This window comes from Kamptonema sp. UHCC 0994, assembly GCF_029167235.1.
Taxonomy (GTDB): Bacteria; Cyanobacteriota; Cyanobacteriia; order Cyanobacteriales; family Microcoleaceae; genus Kamptonema.
Window position 1 is genome coordinate 45,074 of record NZ_JARFTR010000045.1, and the last position, 18,266, is coordinate 63,339.

Sequence of the window (18,266 nt, forward strand, 5' to 3'; positions counted from 1 at the left end):
CAAGATGTTTTCACAAGTTTTTTACTTATTACGTTCTCGTTCTGATGGTAAATATCTAACTGCTCATCCCAATCAAGATACAGATGAGAGTTATTTGTTAATGTTTCGCGAAGACTTTGAGGCTCTAAGCTATCTAAATAAATATGGTGCAGATGTAGCCGATCGCTTTGGAGTCGAATCTATTTCCGGTTCTCAATTACAAAGCTTGCTCAAACGTTGGGGATTTAATGGTGTTGGCATTGTTGAAGATCCATTGTTGCCAAGAGTTGAGTTTTTAATAGTTAGTTAGTTCCAGATTAGGCTGATGAGTAAAAGGCTTGCAGCCTAAAAGATGTCAAGTGGGTGAAAGCTTACGATGCAACTTTAAATATTATAACACAATTAGGATTTAGGAAACAGTGCGTAACGCCGCCCTCTGGGCGGTAAAGATATTGCCCAGAGGGCGGCGTTACGTATTATTTACCAATGCAAAATCTACTAAAAATCCGATCTAAAACTGATTCTGTTACTCCTTCTCCGGTGATTTCTCCTAATGCTTGAATCGCCCCCCGTAAATCAATTGTCCAAAAATCCAAGGGCAATTGATTGTTAATTGTATCCGCGCATTGTTCCAGAGAAATTTTTGCCTTAGTTAATGCCGCTGCTTGTCTTTGATTAATGGCTAAGTCTAAATTTCCAGCTTGTAAATCTCCCGCATTAACAGCAGTTAAAATTGCTTGTTCTAAATCTTCTATTCCCTGATTATAAGCGGCGGCGGCGAGAATTTTTGATTGGGGATTTTCGATTTTTGATTGAAGTATTTGTAAGTCATTTTCCGAGACTAAATCAATTTTATTAACAATTAAAATTACCGGGCGATGTTGAACTTGTAGGTAAATTTCCCGATCGCCCTCTGTCCAGCCCGCTGCGGCATCGATCGCCAATAACACTAAATCAGCAGACTCAGCCGCTTGACGCGATCGCGCTACCCCAATTTTCTCAACCCGATCCTCTGTCTCCCTAATTCCCGCCGTATCCAACACCTGAATCGGGATTCCACCCACCACTAACTGCGATTCCACGACATCCCGCGTTGTCCCCGGTAAATCCGTCACAATGGCGCGATCGCAGCGACTCCAAGCATTCAGCAAGCTGGATTTACCCACATTTGGCCGCCCCACGATCGCCACTTTCAAACCCGATCTCAACAATTCCCCAGACTCAGCCGTCGCCAAAATCCTTGACAATTCTGCCAAAATATGCTTAATTTGTAACGCGATCGCCCCTTCATCCAAGGGCGGTAAATCTTCCTCAAAGTCAATCCGCGCCTCAATTTCCGCCAACACATCCAGACAAGTCGCCCTCAACTCCCGAATCGGTGTAGCCAATTTCCCTTGTAAACCAGCTAAAGCAGCCTGAGCCGCAGCAGGCGATCGCGCCCCCACCAAATCCGCCACACTTTCCGCCTGACTCAAATCCAGTCGCCCATTCAAAAACGCCCGCAGGGTAAACTCTCCCGCCTGCGCCAACCTCGCCCCAGACTCCAGACACAACTGCAAAACCTGTTGTACCGCCATAATTCCCCCGTGACAGTGAAATTCCACCACATCTTCACGGGTATAAGAGCGCGGAGCCTTCATAATTAACAATAGAGCTTCATCTACCAATTGCTGAGATTGGGGATTGCGGATGTAACCGTAGAGAATGCGATGAGATTCCCAAAGTTGATTTCCCGGCGCGTGAAATAGGTTGTGGGCGATCGCGATCGCCTCGTCACCAGAAAGCCGGACAATACCTACGCTACCCTGTTGTGGAACAATCGCCGTCGCGATCGCCGCGATCGTCTCACCCATTCCCAATATCTCAGACATATTCCTCTCAATTGTTAACTGTTAACGGTTAACTGTTAACGGTTAACTGCTCTGTAATTATGTTTATACCACCAGATTTAATATCATAACAGTTTTCAATTACCATTAGCCATTAGCAATTAGCAATTAGCAATTAGCAATTAGCCCTTATCCAACTTAGTCCCACAATTCTTACAGAATCTAGCATCCTTATCATGTACCGACAAGCCACAACCATTACACACAGTTTCTACCTGATTAGCAGTTTTCACAAATTGCTTAATTAAATCACCCAATTGCCAAGGAATGAGGGCAATACCACTTAAAATCATCAAAACAGTTAAAAACCTTCCTGTTTCAGAAATCGGAGTCACATCACCAAATCCCACAGTTGTCATTGTAACCACTGAAAAATAAACCGCATCCAAAAAAGTATTAAACTTCGTAGCATTAACAGGATGTTCAACTTGATAAATTAAACCAGAGTAAACAAAGATAATTGTAAATAGAGTAAATAAAATCCTGGCAAAAATTACCCCGTCGTCACTGCTAATCCTAAATATAGAAATTTTGAATTCAAAAAAACGCAGCAGCCGCAAAATCCGAAACCAGCGAAATATACGAAGAAAGCTGATATTGACTACACCCAGAAAAAATGGTAAGATAGCCAATAAGTCAATTAAAGAGAAGAATTTAAAAACAAATTTAAGTTTTTCATCAGCACACCAAAACCGCACTAAATACTCAAAAGCAAAAATGATTAAAATAGCAATATCAAGAGCCTCAAGTTCAATCCTAACTGGTTCGGAAAGAGGGTAAGTTTCAGCAACGAAAATTCCTGAAGATAGCAGAATTAGCCCTGTAATAATTAAACTAACAGCCCTCCCCGCAGGAGTTTCAACATCTTCGAGATAAAATGCAATTTGTTGGCGAGTTAACATAAGTGGTATAATTGAAAAAAGCTTTATATTTTAAAATTCCAATTGGATAACAGCTATGTCATCAACTACAACATCTAAATTTTCCTCTGTTTACGGCCCAGTCAAGTCTTGGCGCTACGGGCGATCGCTAGGTATTGACCCCATCGGCCCAGTTTCGACCTGTTCCTTTAACTGCGTTTACTGTCAACTGGGAGAGATAGAAGTTAAAATCAGCGATCGCGCCATTTTTATCCCTACCAAGCAAATCTTAGAAGACTTACAATCCTTCGCGCCTTGGGATGTAGATAGCATCACCCTCAGCGGTAGTGGGGAACCGACGCAAGCTTTGAATTTAGGCGAAATTATCGCATCTGTCAAAAAATGCACCAACCGCGCGATCGCAGTATTGACCAACGGAACCTTACTTACTGACCCGCAAGTACGTTCCGAACTAGCTTTAGCCGACAAAGTATCAGTAAAATTAGATGCAGTTAGTAGCGATCGCCTCCAGCGCATCAATCGCCCCGTCGCCGGAATTGACTTACAAAGTATTCAGACCGGTTTGCAACAATTTCGGCAACAATATAATGGAGAGTTCGGTATTCAAACAATGGTTTTATCACCCTGGGATGCCATAACTAAAACAGAATATATCCGTTTAATGAAATCCTTAGCGCCTGCGGAAATTCAACTCAATACCCCCACCCGACCAAAGCCCTTAACTCGGCAATTAGATGGGAGAGGAAATCACACTGCTGAGGATCGTCCTTACCCCGTGCAAATTCTTAAATGTGTCAGTTCTAGCGAATTAGAAGCGATCGCAAATCAGATTCAGAAAGAAACTAACATCCCCGTGCGTTTTGCCCCGCACACACTTTAGTAACGCCGCCTTCTAGGCGGTTTCTTTACCGCCTAGAAGGCGGCGTTACACATAGTTTTGCGTAAGTCCTACAGATGTTACGTCTCATTTAAAGATATCATTAAAGTTGAGTTGACAAACGCAACCCAACTCTGTAAAGACAATAGCCCCACTAACTGTTTACTAAAAATAGCAACTTTCTTAAATCGTAGGAAGGAACAAAAACCCATGACCGTACAATTAATTAAAGGTGGCAGATTCAATCTTTCTCAAGAAGTACCGAATTTAAAGAAACTAGCGATCGCCTTGGGTTGGCAAGCCAATCTAGCAGGTAAGAACTGTGAAATTGACGCTTCAGCATTTATGCTAGGAACAGATGGCAGAATCCCCCACGAAGACTATTTAGTATTTTACAATAATACTAAATCCCTTGACGGTTCTGTGAAACAATCAGCCACCGATAACTATTCGCCCAGAAAAGGATACATCAATACGCTTTACGGAGTTGATTTATCCAAAATGGATACGGCAATTGAACAGATTGTACTAATTGTTACTATCCACGATGCCGAGTCAGTAGGTATGAATTTTAGCAAAATTTCTAATGCTTTTATCAGTCTCTATGATAGTCAGACAAAAGTTGAATTAACTCGCTATGAATTAAAAGAGAATTTTACAGTCGAGACAGCCTTAGAATTTGGACGCTTATATAAAAAGAGTGGAGACTGGAGGTTTCAGGCCGTAGGACAAGGATATAAATCTGGATTGCGGAGTTTTGTTGAAAAGTATTATGTAGAAAAGTGACGCGATCGCCATATTTAGCAGCTTGATTCTTCTATAATCTCTGTAAGGGTTGTAAAAAGGCGATCGCAATGACTAGAAGCTTTGCGAACCCGCTCAACATTCAACATTTCTAACAGCTTAGAACCGTGTTATATCTTGTGATATTCGCCTTTTGATTTTGTATCACGGGTAGCAGCTTTCAAGCTTGGTTCTAACGAATCCTTGTCAATCGTTTCTACATTGAGATTTTTAGGAATAGAATTTTCTTTAAATCCCTGACCATAGAATTTTTTTAAAGCCTCAACATCAGCAATAAACCAAGCCTCCATCGCTTGAACCATGAGATGACAGTGAGTATCATCAACTCCTGGTGCATCCCAATTATCCCTAGACTTCAAATGTTCCCAAGGTGTTTGCTTTTTTATAGCCGCTTCTGAATCAACAAGTAGGATAATAAAGGCATCAGGGTGATCTTCCAAAGCATTTTTAAAATCCCTGAAAGCATTGTTGCGAGAACCACACATGATGATCTTCCATCCTATTTTTTTACTCCGCACAATCTTTATAATTGGGTTAAAAAAACTGCTAAATCCTTGTCGAAGCAAAGTTTTTGTCTCCTCACTATCACCACCGCCTTCGATATAAATCCGAATCTCCTTTACCATCTATTACCCCCGATTTCCCCCATCCGCCAGAGGTCTCCGAGAGTATAATTTTCTAGCCATTTTTTCAATCTTTCAGAATCGAGACGGCGTAGGTGACTTCCCCTTTCATCTTGCTCGCATACTAACACTGACTCCGGCCTAAGTGTAGAAACTAAAGCATGGGAATGAGTTGTGACAATCAATTGTGTACGCTGTGAAGCTTCGATTAGCATTTCAGCAATGGTAGGTAAAATATCTGGATGTAAACCAATTTCCGGTTCTTCAATACAAATAACTGATGGTGGAGTAGGATCTAGCAGTAAAGCCATTAAGAACAAATAACGCAGTGCTCCATCTGATAGACGAGTCGCAGGGATTGGCTGACTTGAGCCGGTTTCCCGGATAAATATTTGGACAGTTCCACCATAAATCTTGATACTAATTTCTTCGGCTGCACTGTAGAACTTCTTTAAGCTTTCAATAATCTGCCTACTTCCTAATTGATATTGTAAGTTATTCAAAACCAAGCCTAAGTTACTACCATCTTCGAGAAGAGGATGTTCAGGTAAGTCGGTTTGTTGAGCTTTTCTCGCTACTGAATCTTTGCCTGTCTGCCAGTTTCGATATAAACTAATCTCAGAAAACATTTTACCTAAATATGATATTTCTGGGTACTGTTCTGGATCTTTTCTTTGAGATAAAATAGATTGATCTGTAAGAATATCCTCTCGCCGTATAGTTCGTATTCTTCTCTCTCTATTGCTCTCATCTTTCACGTTGATAACTGTGCTACCTTGTCGATCGCGAAAGTAGAATAAAGGTTTAAATTCCAATCGGATAGGGGAAATGTCTTGTACTATCTCATCTACAACTTCCAGTTTTTGACCATTTATAGTAGTAAAACTAATTTGATATTGTAGAGGCATTAGACCTTCTGGGTAATCCAAAATAGCTTCAATTTTTGCTATAGGAATATCTTTTCCACCTTTCCACAGAAAATCACTAATCCCGCCCCCTTGTCGAATTGGGGCCACTAGGTCTGTAGGCAATGCTTTCAAAATTCCAATAGCTTCAATCAGGTTAGATTTCCCAGAGGCATTAGGGCCAATCAAAACATTAAGAGGTTGCAATTCTATTTCTTCCTCCTCACTACCATAAGAAAGGAAATTTTGCAGTCGCAGCGAGTGAATAAATCTTTTACCTTCCACCTTGTCCTCCCATGCCAATTTTCAGCTATTATAAACTCTGAAGCTTTCTTTACTCCGAGAACCATGCTGCTCAAATCTACCACCCGGCATATCCGCATCTACACCGCCACCCTCGAAAACAACGAATTCGTACCTAGCGCAGACTCTCTTACCCTTGATGTCGATCCAGACAACGAACTAAACTGGACTACCGAAACCATCAATCAGGTTTACCGAAAATTTGACGAACTCGTGGACAGCTATAACGGCGAAGATTTAATAGAATATAACCTCCGCCGCATTGGTTCTGAATTAGAACACCTCGTGCGATCGCTCCTACAACAAGGCCAAATCAGCTACAACCTTAATAGCCGCGTCCTCAACTACAGCATGGGACTTCCCCAAGTTGACTCCCAGATCAGCGTCTAGCAAATCAAGAAGGAAAAGGAATAGAAGATGCAGCCCCCTCGTCCTCCTCTAAAGGCGGGGGAACAAAATTATCGATCGCATCCGCTAAACCTTCCTCCCCCTGGCTTAAATCGCTCAAATCGCTACTCCCTTCCTCTTTTCCCTCAGCATTTTTAGCTTGCTGGCGCTGCAAAAACTGTTTCATCGCCACTTTGCGGTTAGTCATAAAGCGCCCCCAGGAACCAGGGAAAAACTGATCCAGGGTTTCAACGATCGCCCAAACCTCAAGATTCATCATTTTGTAGTACAAACCATGAGAATGCTCAAGCGTAGTCAGCAACTCGTCAACCTCTAGACTGGGGAGAACTTTTGGATCGGATAACTTTTTTGGTGAGGGGCTGGAATCGGGAATGGGCATAATTTACCTTTTTTAATGCCTGTTTCGTTTTGTTGAGCTTTGTTTCAATCCCTGATCGCAGAGAGATAATTCTCCGTGTCGTTTTCCCCCTTAAATCATATCATTGCCATATATTCTTATATTCTCTAGATGCGATCGCCAAAATTAGAGATCGCAAGGAATTAAAAGACCAGAATTGGCTAGAATAGTTCAGATCAGCACTAGGCTGAGAGGCGTGAGGAACCCCTATGCAGTACGCTGTGCCAAAACATTACTTGTGGGCTATCGGTGAAGGGATAAAAGCCTGTCGGCCTGGAGAGCTGATAGCGGGTCGCTACTTGTTCAAAGGCGACCGAATTCTGCTCGATACTCAATCCGAACAATTTCCCGAAATGCCCGAAGACATTCCGGGCTTTATCACACCCTATCTGAGGCTGTTTCCCCATCGGCTCCACGTACCCGAAGTTTACGGATTAATACCGCGAACCGTCACCAAACTCGGCTCGGACATCTGGCTATTGGAAAACGGCCCGCTATCGACAACTGGCGAAGGTTTAATGCCAGAATTAGCGATCGCCTGGAAAAACGGAACAGCCATGCGCCAACTATCTTGGCTATGGCAAATCGCCCAACTCTGGCAACCGTGCAGCTCTCAAGCAGTCGCTTCTACCCTACTTAACCCCCAACTATTGCGAGTAGAAGGGCCCTTAGTCCGGCTATTAGAATTACAGTCAGATCAAAAAGCCCCAAACCTTTCTCAGTTGGGCCAATTATGGCAGCAATGGGCTGGCAGTGCCCACCCCGCGATCGCCAGTTTTTTAAGACAACTGTGCCAGCAGATGACCGCCGGTCAACTGCGGACACCCGAACAACTGATTAGCCAGCTAGATAAAGCTCTAGCCTTATGTGGGCGATCGCTCGATCGTACAATTCACATCGCCACCGGCACCGACACCGGCCCCACCCGTTCCCACAACGAAGACGCTTGCTATCCCCCCAATGGTACAGCCATTAAGGTATCCCCAGGCTCAGAAGCCTGCGCGATCGTCTGCGACGGTATTGGTGGACAAGACGGAGGGGAAGTCGCCTCCGAACTTGCTGTTACTACACTCCGCGATCGCGTACAGCAAATGCTGCTGCACCCCGCCAACTGCGACCCACAATCCCTAATTGGCAAACTCGAACGCTCTGCTTGCGCCGCTAACGATGCCATCTCCGGCCGCAACGACAGCGAACATCGGCAACTCCGCCAGCGCATGGGCACTACCGTTGTCATGGCCCTAGCCCACGCCCACGAACTCTATATCTCCCACGTCGGAGATAGTAGAGCCTACTGGATTACCCGCGACAGTTGCCGCCAAGTTACTCTCGATGATGATGTCGCCTGTCGCGAAGTCCGGCTCGGTTACGCTCTCTACCGGGATGCCTTACAGCAAGTAGCAGCCGGAGCCCTCGTCCAAGCTTTGGGCATTACCTCCTCAGCAAGTCTCCACCCAACTGTACAGCGCTTTCCCTTAGACGAAGACTGCATTTTTCTCCTATGTTCCGACGGTTTGAGCGATAAAGACCGGATTGAGGAATGTTGGGAAACTGAAATTCTCCCAATCTTAAACGGCGCTAATAATGTCGCGAAGGTTAAAGATCGATTAATTGAAATAGCTAATACTAGAAATGGTCACGATAATGTAACGATCGCTCTGATATATTGTCAAGTAAAACCGAAAGAAGAAGGGAGTACGCTGACAGAATTATCCATCGCTCCCTTGGACGTTACCACTTATTTTACTGAAGAAGAAAACGATGCCGCCCCCAACTTTAGCATCCACAACGCGGGGGGCAATTCTTCCCTGAAAACCCAGTTTTTCCCCCGTCCCAAAACTCAAAGCCCACTGCCTTATTTACTAGGTATTTTGTTACTATTGGGATTGGGAGGACTGCCTTTAGCTTATTTTTTTAACCAAGATTTTAGTGAAGCTGCCAATGGCTGGTTTAAGGGAATTTTGCCTGAAAAACCCGTCATAGATCCAGTTACCTCATCGCCAGCAAGTCCAGTTCCTACTAATGCTGTCTCCTCTTTTAAACCCGGAGATTTGATTGAAGTTAAAGCAAATTCGGGAGCAAAAAGCGATCCCTTAATTTTGAATACTGAGTTCGGCAAATCTGAGGTTAAAGGCATACTCCCTGTGGGCAGCATTTTGCAAGTTATAAACACCGAATCTAATGAGCAGGACACTTGGCTAGAGGTAAAAATTTGCTCTCTTCCTGGCAATGGCAACTCAAGCCAAATTAAGCTAAATAGTCCTAAAAGTTTAGCAAAAATTCCTAAACAGCCGATTAGGTCATCTCCCTCTGTAGCCTCTCCTAGCGCTTCCCCTTCAATCAAAGCAAACCTTGAACCCGAAACTTCAAAGTTAACACCGGGAGAAACAGGATGGATTAAAGAAGAAGAGTCAACCTTTAAGATTGACCCCAATCTTGAACCTAACTTACTTCAAAAATGTAGCAGTTAGTAGCAGTTAACACTGTTAACAATTACCAAAATAAACGCAGATGACTAAAAATAACTAAATTCATCTGCGTTCGTCTGGGGTTAAAAGTTCAAAATCTCTAGGATTCCCACTTAGCAGCAACAAGCTCAGCCAAGTCAACAACCCGCTGACTGTAGCCCCACTCATTGTCATACCAAGCGATTACCTTCAGCATATCGCCGTCTAGAACCAAAGTCAGACTAGCATCAACAATCGAAGAAGCATCATGTCCCCGATAGTCAGAAGAAACCAAAGGTAAGTCACTATATTCTAAAATCCCCTTCATCGACCCTTCCGCCGCTTCTTTGAGAACTTCATTTACCTGCTCAGCAAAAGTCTTTTTCTGTATCTGAGCCACAAAATCTACCACAGACACATTCGGCGTAGGTACGCGCATTGCTATGCCATTGAGCTTACCCTTAAGTTCAGGAATAACCAAAGCTACAGCTTGAGCAGCACCCGTAGAAGTCGGCACAATATTCATTGCCGCCGCTCTTGCCCGCCGCAAATCTCGGTGGCTGGCATCCAACAAACGTTGATCGCCAGTATAGCTGTGGGTAGTAGTCATTGTGCCCTTAATGATGCCGAAGTTATCGTTCAACACCTTAGCCACAGGAGCCAGACAGTTAGTTGTACAGCTAGCATTGCTGATCACTGTATAACTATTGTGAGTATAGGCATGGTCGTTAACGCCCATAACGAAAGTCCCAACTTCAGGGCCTTTACCAGGAGCCGTAATTAACACCTTCTTAGCACCCGCAGTCATGTGTTTCGACGCGCCAGCTTGGTCTACAAAAACCCCCGTTGCTTCGATAATTAAATCAATGCCCCAATCAGCCCAAGGCAAGTTTAGTGGATTGCGATCGCTCACGCATTTCACTGTCTTGCCATTGACGGTTATAGAATTTTCATCGGTAGTGATGTCTACACCCTTCAACGTCCCCAGCATCGTGTCATACCTCAGCAGGTGAGCGTTGGTTTTTGGATCTGAGGTGTCATTGATAGCAACTACATCCAATTGGCTGTTTTCGCGCCCCAGCCAGCAGCGCATAAAATTACGTCCGATGCGTCCAAAACCATTGATCGCGACTCTAATCACCTTGTACCTCCTAACGACAGCAGCGCCTAGCTTAGGCTTTAAATTTTGGAAAAATTTAATAATTAACCATGACCCAGATCATATCGCAAAGGGCGATCCCTTCTAACTTTTTGTCTGTATCAAAAATTGCTCAACAAATTAGTTAAGCCGATCCATTAGGTTTGAGGCCGAGCTTGATAAAGCTTGAGGGCTGTAATGTAAGTTCTGACAGTTTCCGGGACTAAGTAGTAGAGGTCACGCTCTTCGAGGCAATATTGGCGGATCAGACTTGATGATATTCCGTTCCAGGGCATTTCTAGCACTCCGCAGCGGATCTGCACTCCCAAAACTGCCATCTGTTCGACAACATCTCTGGGATCGAACTGAGTCCCTTGCCGATCCCCGCTTTCGCCTTCTTCCTGAAAAGGGCGTGGTGCTACTAACCAGTAACACAATTTGCCGATTTCCTGACATCGATGCCATTGAGGAAGAGTTTGGAAAGCATCTGAGCCAATAATCCAGTACCAATGAGTATCTGAGTAGGTATTTTGGAGGTATAAAAAAGTTTCAATTGCGTAGGAAGTACCAGTGGGATCGTCCTGTTGAGGCGATAGGACAAAATCTGGGCGATCGGCGATCGCTCTCCTTACCATTTCCCGTCGCTGAACCAAATTCGCCAATACTCGCCGCGATTTGTGTGGGGGGCTGGGATCGGGAACCCAGATTACTTTGTCGAGACCAAATTGACTCACAGCCTTCTCTGCCATCGATAAATGCCCCCAGTGAACCGGATCGAAAGTCCCTCCAAAAATTGCTATTTTTCCCATAGAAGATGATACTGTTAGTAGACCAGTGTGGGGTTACACCCCTCATTTTCGTAAAAACCGAACTCCTAGCGCGGGAACGTGCGAGAATGCAGGAGTAGGCGAGTACAGGTCTATATTCCTGTAGGCCAGATTGCCAACCTATTGACCCAAATCCTGCGATCTCTGGTCTGCGATCTGCAACCTGTGACGATTCCTGATATTTACTGGCAAACAGGTCATATAGTATACAAGACAAACTATTCTAGAAGTCCGTAAAGCAAAAGGACGCGGAGTGTTTTGCAGGAAATCTCTAGCGAACTGTATCCTAGGAAAACAATTCTTGATATGATATCGCGTGTTATTGGCGTGGTGTGGTGTGTGAGGAGCGAAGATGCCGAGTTCTGTTGATTTCACCGGCAGGCCATTTCATTTCATAGGAATTGGTGGAATTGGAATGTCAGCCCTTGCCTACATTCTAGCTAAACGTAAGTTGCCTATTTATGGCTCGGATATTAAACCAAGCCATATAACTCAGCGTTTGCAAGCAATGGGTGCTCATATTTTTTGGCGACAAGATGCCAGCAATTTTGAATTATTTCAAGGGAATGTAGGTGAAAATGACGCGGGTTTCCAGTCGTCAGATGCCTCTAAAACCCTAGAAGCTATCAGTCGAGGTGGAGAATCTGCGCTCGCAGATTCAGCCGAAAATCGCAACGGCAAAGGCGCGATCGCCTCGTCGCATCTGGACTTACCCCAGGTGATCTGTTCGACGGCAATTCACCCGGCCAATGCCGAATATCGACGCGCCCTCGATTTAGGCTGTCCGATTTTTCACCGATCGGATGTGCTAGCAGCACTGATTCAGGACTACCAGAGTATCGCTGTAGCGGGAACTCACGGCAAAACTACCACTAGCAGCGCGATCGGCTTCATGCTACTAGAAGCGGGCATAGACCCGACGATCGTGGTGGGAGGAGAGGTCAATGCCTGGGAAGGTAATGCACGTTTGGGAAACGGGCCCTACCTAGTTGCTGAGGCAGACGAGTCCGATGGTTCTCTAGTCAAACTTGCACCCAAAATAGGGGTGGTAACGAATATAGAACTCGACCATCCCGACCACTACGATACCCTCGATCAGGTAATCGACACCTTTAAGATATTTGCCCAAAACTGTCAAATCTTAGTGGGCTGCATCGATTGCGATACAGTCAAAAACTCCCTTAAACCCAGTATCAGCTACAGCCTGGAAGCCGATCGGGGTGCTGACTATACGGTAGATAGCGTCGAGTATAGAGCAGATTGTACCATCGCTCGCGTTTGGGAGCGGGGTACTGCTCTGGGAGAAATGCAGTTAAAGCTACTTGGGCAGCACAATCTTAGCAATGCTCTAGCAGCAGTGGCAGTGGGTAGATTGTTGGGTTTAGAGTTTGCTGTAATTGCTAAGGCGATCGCAGGCTTTGAAGGGGCACGTCGCCGTTTTGAAGTTAGAGGTGAACATAACGGCATCCTATTTGTGGATGACTACGCTCACCACCCTAGCGAAATTCGCGCTACTTTAACATCAGCCCGCCTACGGATTGAAAATAGCAAATCCAAGCCCAACTCTAAAATCCCAAATTCCAAATCTAGACGGGTTGTTGCCATCTTCCAACCCCACCGTTACAGCCGCACTTTGGCATTTTTGCCAGAATTTGCCCAGTCATTTAGCGATGCCGACATCGTAATTGTCAGCGACATTTATAGTGCTGGAGAACCAAATACAGGGCAAATCAGTGGGGAAAAACTTGCAGATTTGATTGCGGAACATCACCAGCGGGTTTATTACCAACCGAGTCTCCAGTCAATCGCCAAGTTTTTGACAGAAATCTTGCGCTCAGGCGATTTGGCTCTGTTTCTCGGCGCTGGCAATCTCAATCAAATCATTCCAGAAGTGATGGCCTTTTACCAAGAGGCCCCAAGTCTGGGAGTTTCTGTTGTAGAGGGCGATCCCCGCAGTGGGCTGCCCGCATGAGTTACCTCATGCCGCCTGCTGAGAGCGATCGCTTACAAGTTGGGTCAATCAACTGTCAACAACGTCTTTAATCCGAGGCATTTAAGCATTTGTTATGATCGTGACTCTCTCCTCTGACTCCCCCACGAAGGACAACCGACGAGTGTATGCTCCGATTCCCCTGTCGGGAACTGGTTGCCAGATCAAATCTCAAGTCTCTTTGGCCCCGCTGACTTCTTTTCGAGTTGGCGGCCCTGCTGAATGGTACATTGCTCCCAGCACTCTCGAAGAGCTACAAGCAAGTTTCGATTGGGCTAGTTCGGAGGGAGTACCTGTCACCCTCCTGGGCGCTGGCTCGAATTTGCTAGTGAGCGATCGCGGCTTACCTGGTTTAGTCATCGGTACTCGCCACCTTCGCCACGTCCATTTCAACCCGGAAACAGGTCAACTCACCGCCGGATCGGGAGAATCAATCCCCCGCCTCGCTTGGCTGGCAGCTAAGCGCGGTTGGCAAGGGTTAGAGTGGGCAGTTGGCATCCCCGGCACTGTTGGGGGCGCTGTGGTGATGAACGCTGGCGCACACAGGAATTCTACCGCTGAGATTCTGGTTAATGCCTCCATCCTCTCATCCACCGGCAAGGTGGAAATTCTCACTCCCCAAGAACTCGGCTATCGCTACCGTACTTCGGCACTCCAAGGCAGCAACCGCCTTGTCACCCAAGCCACGTTCCAGCTACAACCAGGATTTGAAAAGGCAGTGGTGATGGCGGCTACCACTGAACATCTGAATCAGCGACGGACAAGCCAGCCCTACCATTTGCCCAGTTGTGGCAGTGTCTTCCGCAACCCCGGCCCGAAAACAGCAGGCTGGTTAATTGAACAAACAGGACTCAAGGGACACCAAATTGGCGGGGCTCAAGTCGCAGTCCGCCACGCTAATTTTATTCTCAACTGTGGTTGGGCAACAGCAAGCGACATCTTCCAACTCATCCGTTATGTTCAGGAACAAGTAGAAGAGCGATGGTCGCTATTGTTAGAGCCAGAGGTTAAGATACTGGGAGAGTTTCCTTTTTAGGGGAGATTAAGGGAGGAAGAATAAGTAGTCAATAAATTGTCTAAAACTGCCTAAAATAGGTTCTATAAAGCAGTGGCGGATTAGTAGCCAACACACAATCACAAAGCATTTATGACAAAATCGCAAGGATTTGGCTTCGGCCTCGGCAAAATGAAAGAACTAACTGAAGCTTTCAAAAAAGCTCAGCAGGTTCAAGAAGGAGCTAAAAAGCTTCAAGAAGAGTTGGATGTAATGGAAATTGAGGGAATTGCCGGCGGCGGCTTAGTCAAAGTTGTTGTTAGTGGCAACCAAGAACCCCGCCGCGTCGAGATTTCCCCTGATGCCCTTGGGGAAGGAGCAGATGTGGTTTCTGAACTCGTCACAGTAGCAATGCAAGATGCTTACAATAAGTCCACGATGACTATGCGGGAGAAGATGGAAGAACTGACAGGTGGGCTCAATCTCCCTGGACTCTAACTCATTCCCGATGAGTCGGGGAGATAGGGTGGCCCTTTCCGACTCGATTCTGGGGCCACCCTATGCAGGAAGAAGGGACTAGGGGCGCTTAGGCTAGGGACTAGGGAAAGAGGGGGGAGATGGGGGAGATGGGTAATTAGCAATTAGCAATTACCAATTAGCAATTACCAATTACCAATTTCTTAATTAATCAATGTCTTACAGATTATTGTTTGTTTGTCTTGGCAATATCTGCCGATCCCCATCAGCGGAAAATATTATGAATCACTTAATTCAGCAAGCAAATTTAGCCGATCGGATTATTTGTGATTCTGCCGGGACTGCGGGATATCATGTAGGCAATCCTCCCGATCGACGGATGGCGATCGCAGCTAGCAAGCGTGGGATCGAACTCCGAGGTAGTGCTCGTAAGTTTCAAAGGTCAGATTTTGATAATTTTGACCTAATTTTGGCAATGGATAAAGAAAATTACCAGGATATCCTTTCCCTCGATCCTGCTGGTAAATATCGCGATAAAGTGCGGTTAATGTGCGAGTTTTGTCAGCAATACGATTTGAAAGAGGTTCCCGATCCCTATTACGGTGGCCCAGAGGGATTCGATCGAGTAATTGATTTGTTGGTGGATGCCTGCGAGGGATTATTGCAGTATATTACCAAGGAAAAATTAACAGTTAACTGTTAACTGTTTCGGACTTTAAACTGAATAGCGATCGCATTTCACGAGACTTACTACTCTACCAAATGATGTTCCATAGCAAAGCGAACCAACTCAGCACGATTAGTGCGATCGCTTTTTCTCAACAAACTGCTAACATACTTCTCAACGGTTCGATGACTCAGATGAAGGCGATCGCCAATCTGAGCATTAGAAAGCCCATCTGTCAATAGCTGCAAAACATCTTTTTCTCGCTGAGTTAGACTCAGAGACTTCTCAGTAATATCCGATTCTCCCCCTCTTCCGCTCTCCCCCGCTCCCCCTCTCCCCTGCCCCCCCGCTCCCCTGCCCCCCTGCTCTCCTGCTTGTGCAATCAAGGCGTAGCGCTCCAGCAAAGAGCGGATCACAGCTCCTAATTCTTCCAACTCAAAAGGCTTTCGCAGATAGTTATCGGCCCCCAACTGATAGCCTCGAATCCGTTCCTGGGTACTCGTGCGTTCCGTCAAAAAAATCACAGGTAATAGGCGGAAAGCAGGCCGCAGCCGCACTCGCCGCACGAACTCATAACCATCCATTTCAGGCATAGTGACATCAGTAACGATGAGGTGGGGCTGATATTCCTCCACCAAATCCAGAGCCTCTTTCCCATTCTGCGCCGTTAGTACAGAGTAGCCGCAAATTTCCAAGTAATCGCCAATAGACAGGCGCGTTCCCAAATCGTCATCCGCAACAAGAACCGTCAGGGGCATGGGGAGAATCATAAGAAGGGGCTAGGGGCTAGGGAAGAAGGGGCTAGGGGCTAGGGGCTAGGGGCTAGGGAAGAAGGGAAGAAGGGAAGAAGGGAAGAAGGGAAGAAGGGGCTAGTGGCTAGGGGCTAGGGGTTAGGGAAGAAGGGAAGAAGGGAAGAAGGGAAGAAAGTAGAATTAAGAGTTTTAGGAAATCAGAACTTCCTAACTGCCTTGGCAGTTGATATAAAAATTAAGAATGTAAAATTAAAAACTAAAAATGCAGTAGAACACTTTTAATTTTTAATTTTATATTCTTAATTCTGTTGATAGCTTACAGCTATACTTCCAGGTTGGGCTAAATTTCCCTGTAACACCACGCCACGCCCATTTGCTGCTAGATGTCGCAGACTCTTATAAATCGTCTCGATTTGGTCAGGCGATCGCACTTTTTTAGCCAATGCTTCCAAAGATAGAGGTTTACCTTCCTCCTTGAGCACCGCCAAAACCCGCGACTGCAAATCCAAAACCACAGCGGCCGCCTTTTTCCCTGCTTCCACTCCTGGCTGATGGTAGGCATTAACATTAATTAGAAAACCATAAAGCCCTACAGCTCTTTCATAGAGAGCAATTAAAGCTCCTACAGTCCGGGCATTTACTTGAGATACCGTCACAGTAATCGAATCTCGGTGATTTTCATAGAGAGCTTGCCTAGTTCCTTGTAAGAAACCTGACAGATAATCACCAGAAGTAATGCCGGGGTCTACTTCTGGGGAAACCCCTTGGCGATCCTGCAAAACCTCAATAAAAGTGGCGAAGAAATTCGGTACTCCATCTCGTAACTGCTGCACGTAAGCGTGTTGGTCAGTGGAGCCTTTGTTACCGTAGACAGCAATACCTTGGTGAACAATATTGCCATCTAAATCCTTCTCCTTGCCCAAAGATTCCATCACCAATTGTTGTAAATAGCGAGAAAACAACAACAAAGAATCTTTGTAAGGCAACACTACCATATCTTTTTCCCCGCGCCCATTCCCGGCAAAATACCAAGATAAAGCTAATAGTGCAGCGGGATTGCCTTTGATATTCGTAGTCCTAGTAGCATTATCCATCTCCTTGGCTCCTCCTAGCATTCCACGAATGTCAATGCCTTGCAGAGCAGCAGGGAGGAGCCCTACAGCCGACAATTCCGAGGTACGTCCTCCCACCCAGTCAGCCATCGGGAAAGTTGCCAGCCAAGCTTCAGATTTAGCTAATTGGTCTAACTTACTGCCAGTACCAGTAACAGCAACCGCGTGCTTAGAGAAGTCAAGTTTCTGGGCGGCAAAAGCTTTTTGGACTTCAATCATGCCGTTGCGGGGTTCAGGGGTTCCCCCAGATTTAGAAATAGTGATGACTAGGGTACTAGCGAGTCGATCTTTTAACTTGTTCAGAAGGCGATCGATCCCAGTGGGGTCACTGTTGTCGATAAAATGAATTGCTAGGGGCGGGAAATCTGGGGCGAGAGCTTCGGCTACGAATTCAGGGCCAAGGGCCGAACCACCAATACCAATGGAAATAATATCGGTGAATTTGGGGGCAAAAGGCGGCTTGATATCGCGGCTGTGGACTTTTTGGGCAAAAACTTCGATTTGCTCCAAAGTCTCGACAATTTCTTGTTTAAATTCGGGCGAGGGGGCTAAATCTGGGTTTCGCAGCCAATAGTGACCAACCATACGATTTTCGTCGGGGTTTGCGATCGCGCCCCCCTCCAAAGCAGCCATATCCTTAAAAGCTCGATCGAACTTAGGCTTCATGCCCTCAAAAAAAGCATTATCAAACCCCATGCGGCTAACATCGAGGTAAAATTCCAGCCCAGAATGATAGTAGAGCCAATCTTGGTAGCGTTGCCAGAGTGCTGCGGCATCCATAGAAATTCTCTTTTTT

The 18,266-nt window shown here is 45.7% G+C and carries 18 protein-coding genes; 9 read left to right on the forward strand and 9 right to left on the reverse strand.

The window, feature by feature from the left end:
* Positions 1-4: 4 nt before the first annotated feature.
* Positions 5-289, forward strand: coding sequence for a hypothetical protein (locus PY364_RS04050; protein ID WP_275520854.1), 285 nt, complete (start codon positions 5-7; stop codon positions 287-289).
* A 166-nt stretch (positions 290-455) separates the two neighbouring features.
* On the opposite strand, the gene mnmE is transcribed toward PY364_RS04050, so the two are convergent.
* Positions 456-1,850, reverse strand: coding sequence for a tRNA uridine-5-carboxymethylaminomethyl(34) synthesis GTPase MnmE (gene mnmE, locus PY364_RS04055; protein WP_275520856.1), 1,395 nt, complete (start codon positions 1,848-1,850; stop codon positions 456-458).
* 140 nt (positions 1,851-1,990) lie between these two features.
* The gene (locus PY364_RS04060) at positions 1,991-2,770 is read right to left on the reverse strand and encodes an ion transporter (RefSeq protein WP_275520858.1); all 780 of its coding nucleotides are present in this window, start codon (positions 2,768-2,770) and stop codon (positions 1,991-1,993) included.
* A gap of 55 nt (positions 2,771-2,825) precedes the next feature.
* Between PY364_RS04060 and PY364_RS04065 the strand changes: the two genes are divergently transcribed.
* Together PY364_RS04065 and PY364_RS04070 are read left to right on the forward strand one after the other, a co-directional pair.
* Positions 2,826-3,629, forward strand: a complete 804-nt coding sequence (locus PY364_RS04065) for a radical SAM protein (protein WP_275520860.1) — start codon at positions 2,826-2,828, stop codon at positions 3,627-3,629.
* Between the two features lie 207 nt (positions 3,630-3,836).
* Positions 3,837-4,412 carry a TerD family protein gene (locus PY364_RS04070; RefSeq protein WP_275520863.1) on the forward strand — a complete coding sequence of 192 codons (576 nt, stop codon included), beginning with the start codon at positions 3,837-3,839 and terminating at the stop codon, positions 4,410-4,412.
* A 128-nt stretch (positions 4,413-4,540) separates the two neighbouring features.
* Here PY364_RS04070 and PY364_RS04075 read toward each other — a convergent pair whose 3' ends face one another.
* Both PY364_RS04075 and PY364_RS04080 read right to left on the reverse strand, forming a co-directional pair.
* Positions 4,541-5,056, reverse strand: coding sequence for a DUF4276 family protein (locus tag PY364_RS04075; protein ID WP_275520865.1), 516 nt, complete (start codon positions 5,054-5,056; stop codon positions 4,541-4,543).
* A complete protein-coding gene (locus PY364_RS04080; protein ID WP_275520867.1) occupies positions 5,050-6,243 on the reverse strand; it encodes an AAA family ATPase in 1,194 nt (397 codons plus the stop codon). The genes PY364_RS04075 and PY364_RS04080 overlap by 7 nt, the downstream gene beginning before the upstream one ends.
* Before the next feature lie 63 nt (positions 6,244-6,306).
* On the opposite strand from PY364_RS04080, the gene PY364_RS04085 reads away from it, so the two are divergent.
* Complete coding sequence (locus PY364_RS04085; RefSeq protein WP_275520869.1) at positions 6,307-6,651, forward strand: NAD(P)H-quinone oxidoreductase subunit M; 345 nt, start codon at positions 6,307-6,309, stop codon at positions 6,649-6,651.
* Between the two features lie 4 nt (positions 6,652-6,655).
* Here PY364_RS04085 and PY364_RS04090 read toward each other — a convergent pair whose 3' ends face one another.
* On the reverse strand, positions 6,656-7,048 hold the full coding sequence (locus PY364_RS04090) for a hypothetical protein (protein ID WP_275520871.1): 393 nt from the start codon (positions 7,046-7,048) through the stop codon (positions 6,656-6,658).
* 227 nt (positions 7,049-7,275) lie between these two features.
* Between PY364_RS04090 and PY364_RS04095 the strand changes: the two genes are divergently transcribed.
* On the forward strand, positions 7,276-9,537 hold the full coding sequence (locus tag PY364_RS04095; protein ID WP_275520873.1) for a protein phosphatase 2C domain-containing protein: 2,262 nt from the start codon (positions 7,276-7,278) through the stop codon (positions 9,535-9,537).
* 97 nt (positions 9,538-9,634) lie between these two features.
* Here the strand turns inward: PY364_RS04095 and PY364_RS04100 are convergent, their stop codons facing one another.
* Together PY364_RS04100 and nadD are read right to left on the reverse strand one after the other, a co-directional pair.
* The gene (locus PY364_RS04100; protein ID WP_275520875.1) at positions 9,635-10,654 is read right to left on the reverse strand and encodes a type I glyceraldehyde-3-phosphate dehydrogenase; all 1,020 of its coding nucleotides are present in this window, start codon (positions 10,652-10,654) and stop codon (positions 9,635-9,637) included.
* A gap of 155 nt (positions 10,655-10,809) precedes the next feature.
* Positions 10,810-11,460, reverse strand: coding sequence for a nicotinate (nicotinamide) nucleotide adenylyltransferase (gene nadD / locus PY364_RS04105; protein WP_275520877.1), 651 nt, complete (start codon positions 11,458-11,460; stop codon positions 10,810-10,812).
* A gap of 370 nt (positions 11,461-11,830) precedes the next feature.
* Here nadD and murC point away from each other — a divergent pair, with 370 nt between their 5' ends.
* The 4 genes from murC (at position 11,831) to PY364_RS04125 (ending at position 15,642) form a co-directional block, all read left to right on the forward strand.
* Entirely contained in the window at positions 11,831-13,450 is a 1,620-nt protein-coding gene (murC, locus tag PY364_RS04110; RefSeq protein ID WP_275520880.1) for a UDP-N-acetylmuramate--L-alanine ligase, read from the forward strand.
* Between the two features lie 94 nt (positions 13,451-13,544).
* The gene (gene murB / locus PY364_RS04115; protein ID WP_275520882.1) at positions 13,545-14,504 is read left to right on the forward strand and encodes a UDP-N-acetylmuramate dehydrogenase; all 960 of its coding nucleotides are present in this window, start codon (positions 13,545-13,547) and stop codon (positions 14,502-14,504) included.
* 111 nt (positions 14,505-14,615) lie between these two features.
* Entirely contained in the window at positions 14,616-14,960 is a 345-nt protein-coding gene (locus PY364_RS04120; RefSeq protein ID WP_007358058.1) for a YbaB/EbfC family nucleoid-associated protein, read from the forward strand.
* A 193-nt stretch (positions 14,961-15,153) separates the two neighbouring features.
* Positions 15,154-15,642, forward strand: a complete 489-nt coding sequence (locus PY364_RS04125; protein WP_275520885.1) for a low molecular weight protein-tyrosine-phosphatase — start codon at positions 15,154-15,156, stop codon at positions 15,640-15,642.
* 47 nt (positions 15,643-15,689) lie between these two features.
* Here the strand turns inward: PY364_RS04125 and PY364_RS04130 are convergent, their stop codons facing one another.
* Positions 15,690-16,364, reverse strand: a complete 675-nt coding sequence (locus PY364_RS04130) for a response regulator transcription factor (RefSeq protein WP_275520901.1) — start codon at positions 16,362-16,364, stop codon at positions 15,690-15,692.
* 293 nt (positions 16,365-16,657) lie between these two features.
* Positions 16,658-18,250 (reverse strand): glucose-6-phosphate isomerase, encoded by a 1,593-nt coding sequence (locus PY364_RS04135; protein ID WP_275520887.1) that lies wholly within the window; start codon positions 18,248-18,250, stop codon positions 16,658-16,660.
* Between the last annotated feature and the right edge of the window lie 16 nt (positions 18,251-18,266).

Coding starts and splice junctions, on each gene's coding strand:
- PY364_RS04130 (WP_275520901.1), bottom strand. CDS start 16,364: ATGCCCCTGACGGTTCTTGTTGCGGATGACGATTTGGGAACGCGCCTG.
- PY364_RS04085 (WP_275520869.1), top strand. CDS start 6,307: ATGCTGCTCAAATCTACCACCCGGCATATCCGCATCTACACCGCCACC.
- PY364_RS04065 (WP_275520860.1), top strand. CDS start 2,826: ATGTCATCAACTACAACATCTAAATTTTCCTCTGTTTACGGCCCAGTC.
- PY364_RS04125 (WP_275520885.1), top strand. CDS start 15,154: ATGTCTTACAGATTATTGTTTGTTTGTCTTGGCAATATCTGCCGATCC.
- nadD (WP_275520877.1), bottom strand. CDS start 11,460: ATGGGAAAAATAGCAATTTTTGGAGGGACTTTCGATCCGGTTCACTGG.
- PY364_RS04050 (WP_275520854.1), top strand. CDS start 5: ATGTTTTCACAAGTTTTTTACTTATTACGTTCTCGTTCTGATGGTAAA.
- murB (WP_275520882.1), top strand. CDS start 13,545: ATGATCGTGACTCTCTCCTCTGACTCCCCCACGAAGGACAACCGACGA.
- PY364_RS04070 (WP_275520863.1), top strand. CDS start 3,837: ATGACCGTACAATTAATTAAAGGTGGCAGATTCAATCTTTCTCAAGAA.
- mnmE (WP_275520856.1), bottom strand. CDS start 1,850: ATGTCTGAGATATTGGGAATGGGTGAGACGATCGCGGCGATCGCGACG.
- PY364_RS04095 (WP_275520873.1), top strand. CDS start 7,276: ATGCAGTACGCTGTGCCAAAACATTACTTGTGGGCTATCGGTGAAGGG.
- PY364_RS04120 (WP_007358058.1), top strand. CDS start 14,616: ATGACAAAATCGCAAGGATTTGGCTTCGGCCTCGGCAAAATGAAAGAA.
- PY364_RS04135 (WP_275520887.1), bottom strand. CDS start 18,250: ATGGATGCCGCAGCACTCTGGCAACGCTACCAAGATTGGCTCTACTAT.
- PY364_RS04075 (WP_275520865.1), bottom strand. CDS start 5,056: ATGGTAAAGGAGATTCGGATTTATATCGAAGGCGGTGGTGATAGTGAG.
- murC (WP_275520880.1), top strand. CDS start 11,831: ATGCCGAGTTCTGTTGATTTCACCGGCAGGCCATTTCATTTCATAGGA.
- PY364_RS04090 (WP_275520871.1), bottom strand. CDS start 7,048: ATGCCCATTCCCGATTCCAGCCCCTCACCAAAAAAGTTATCCGATCCA.
- PY364_RS04060 (WP_275520858.1), bottom strand. CDS start 2,770: ATGTTAACTCGCCAACAAATTGCATTTTATCTCGAAGATGTTGAAACT.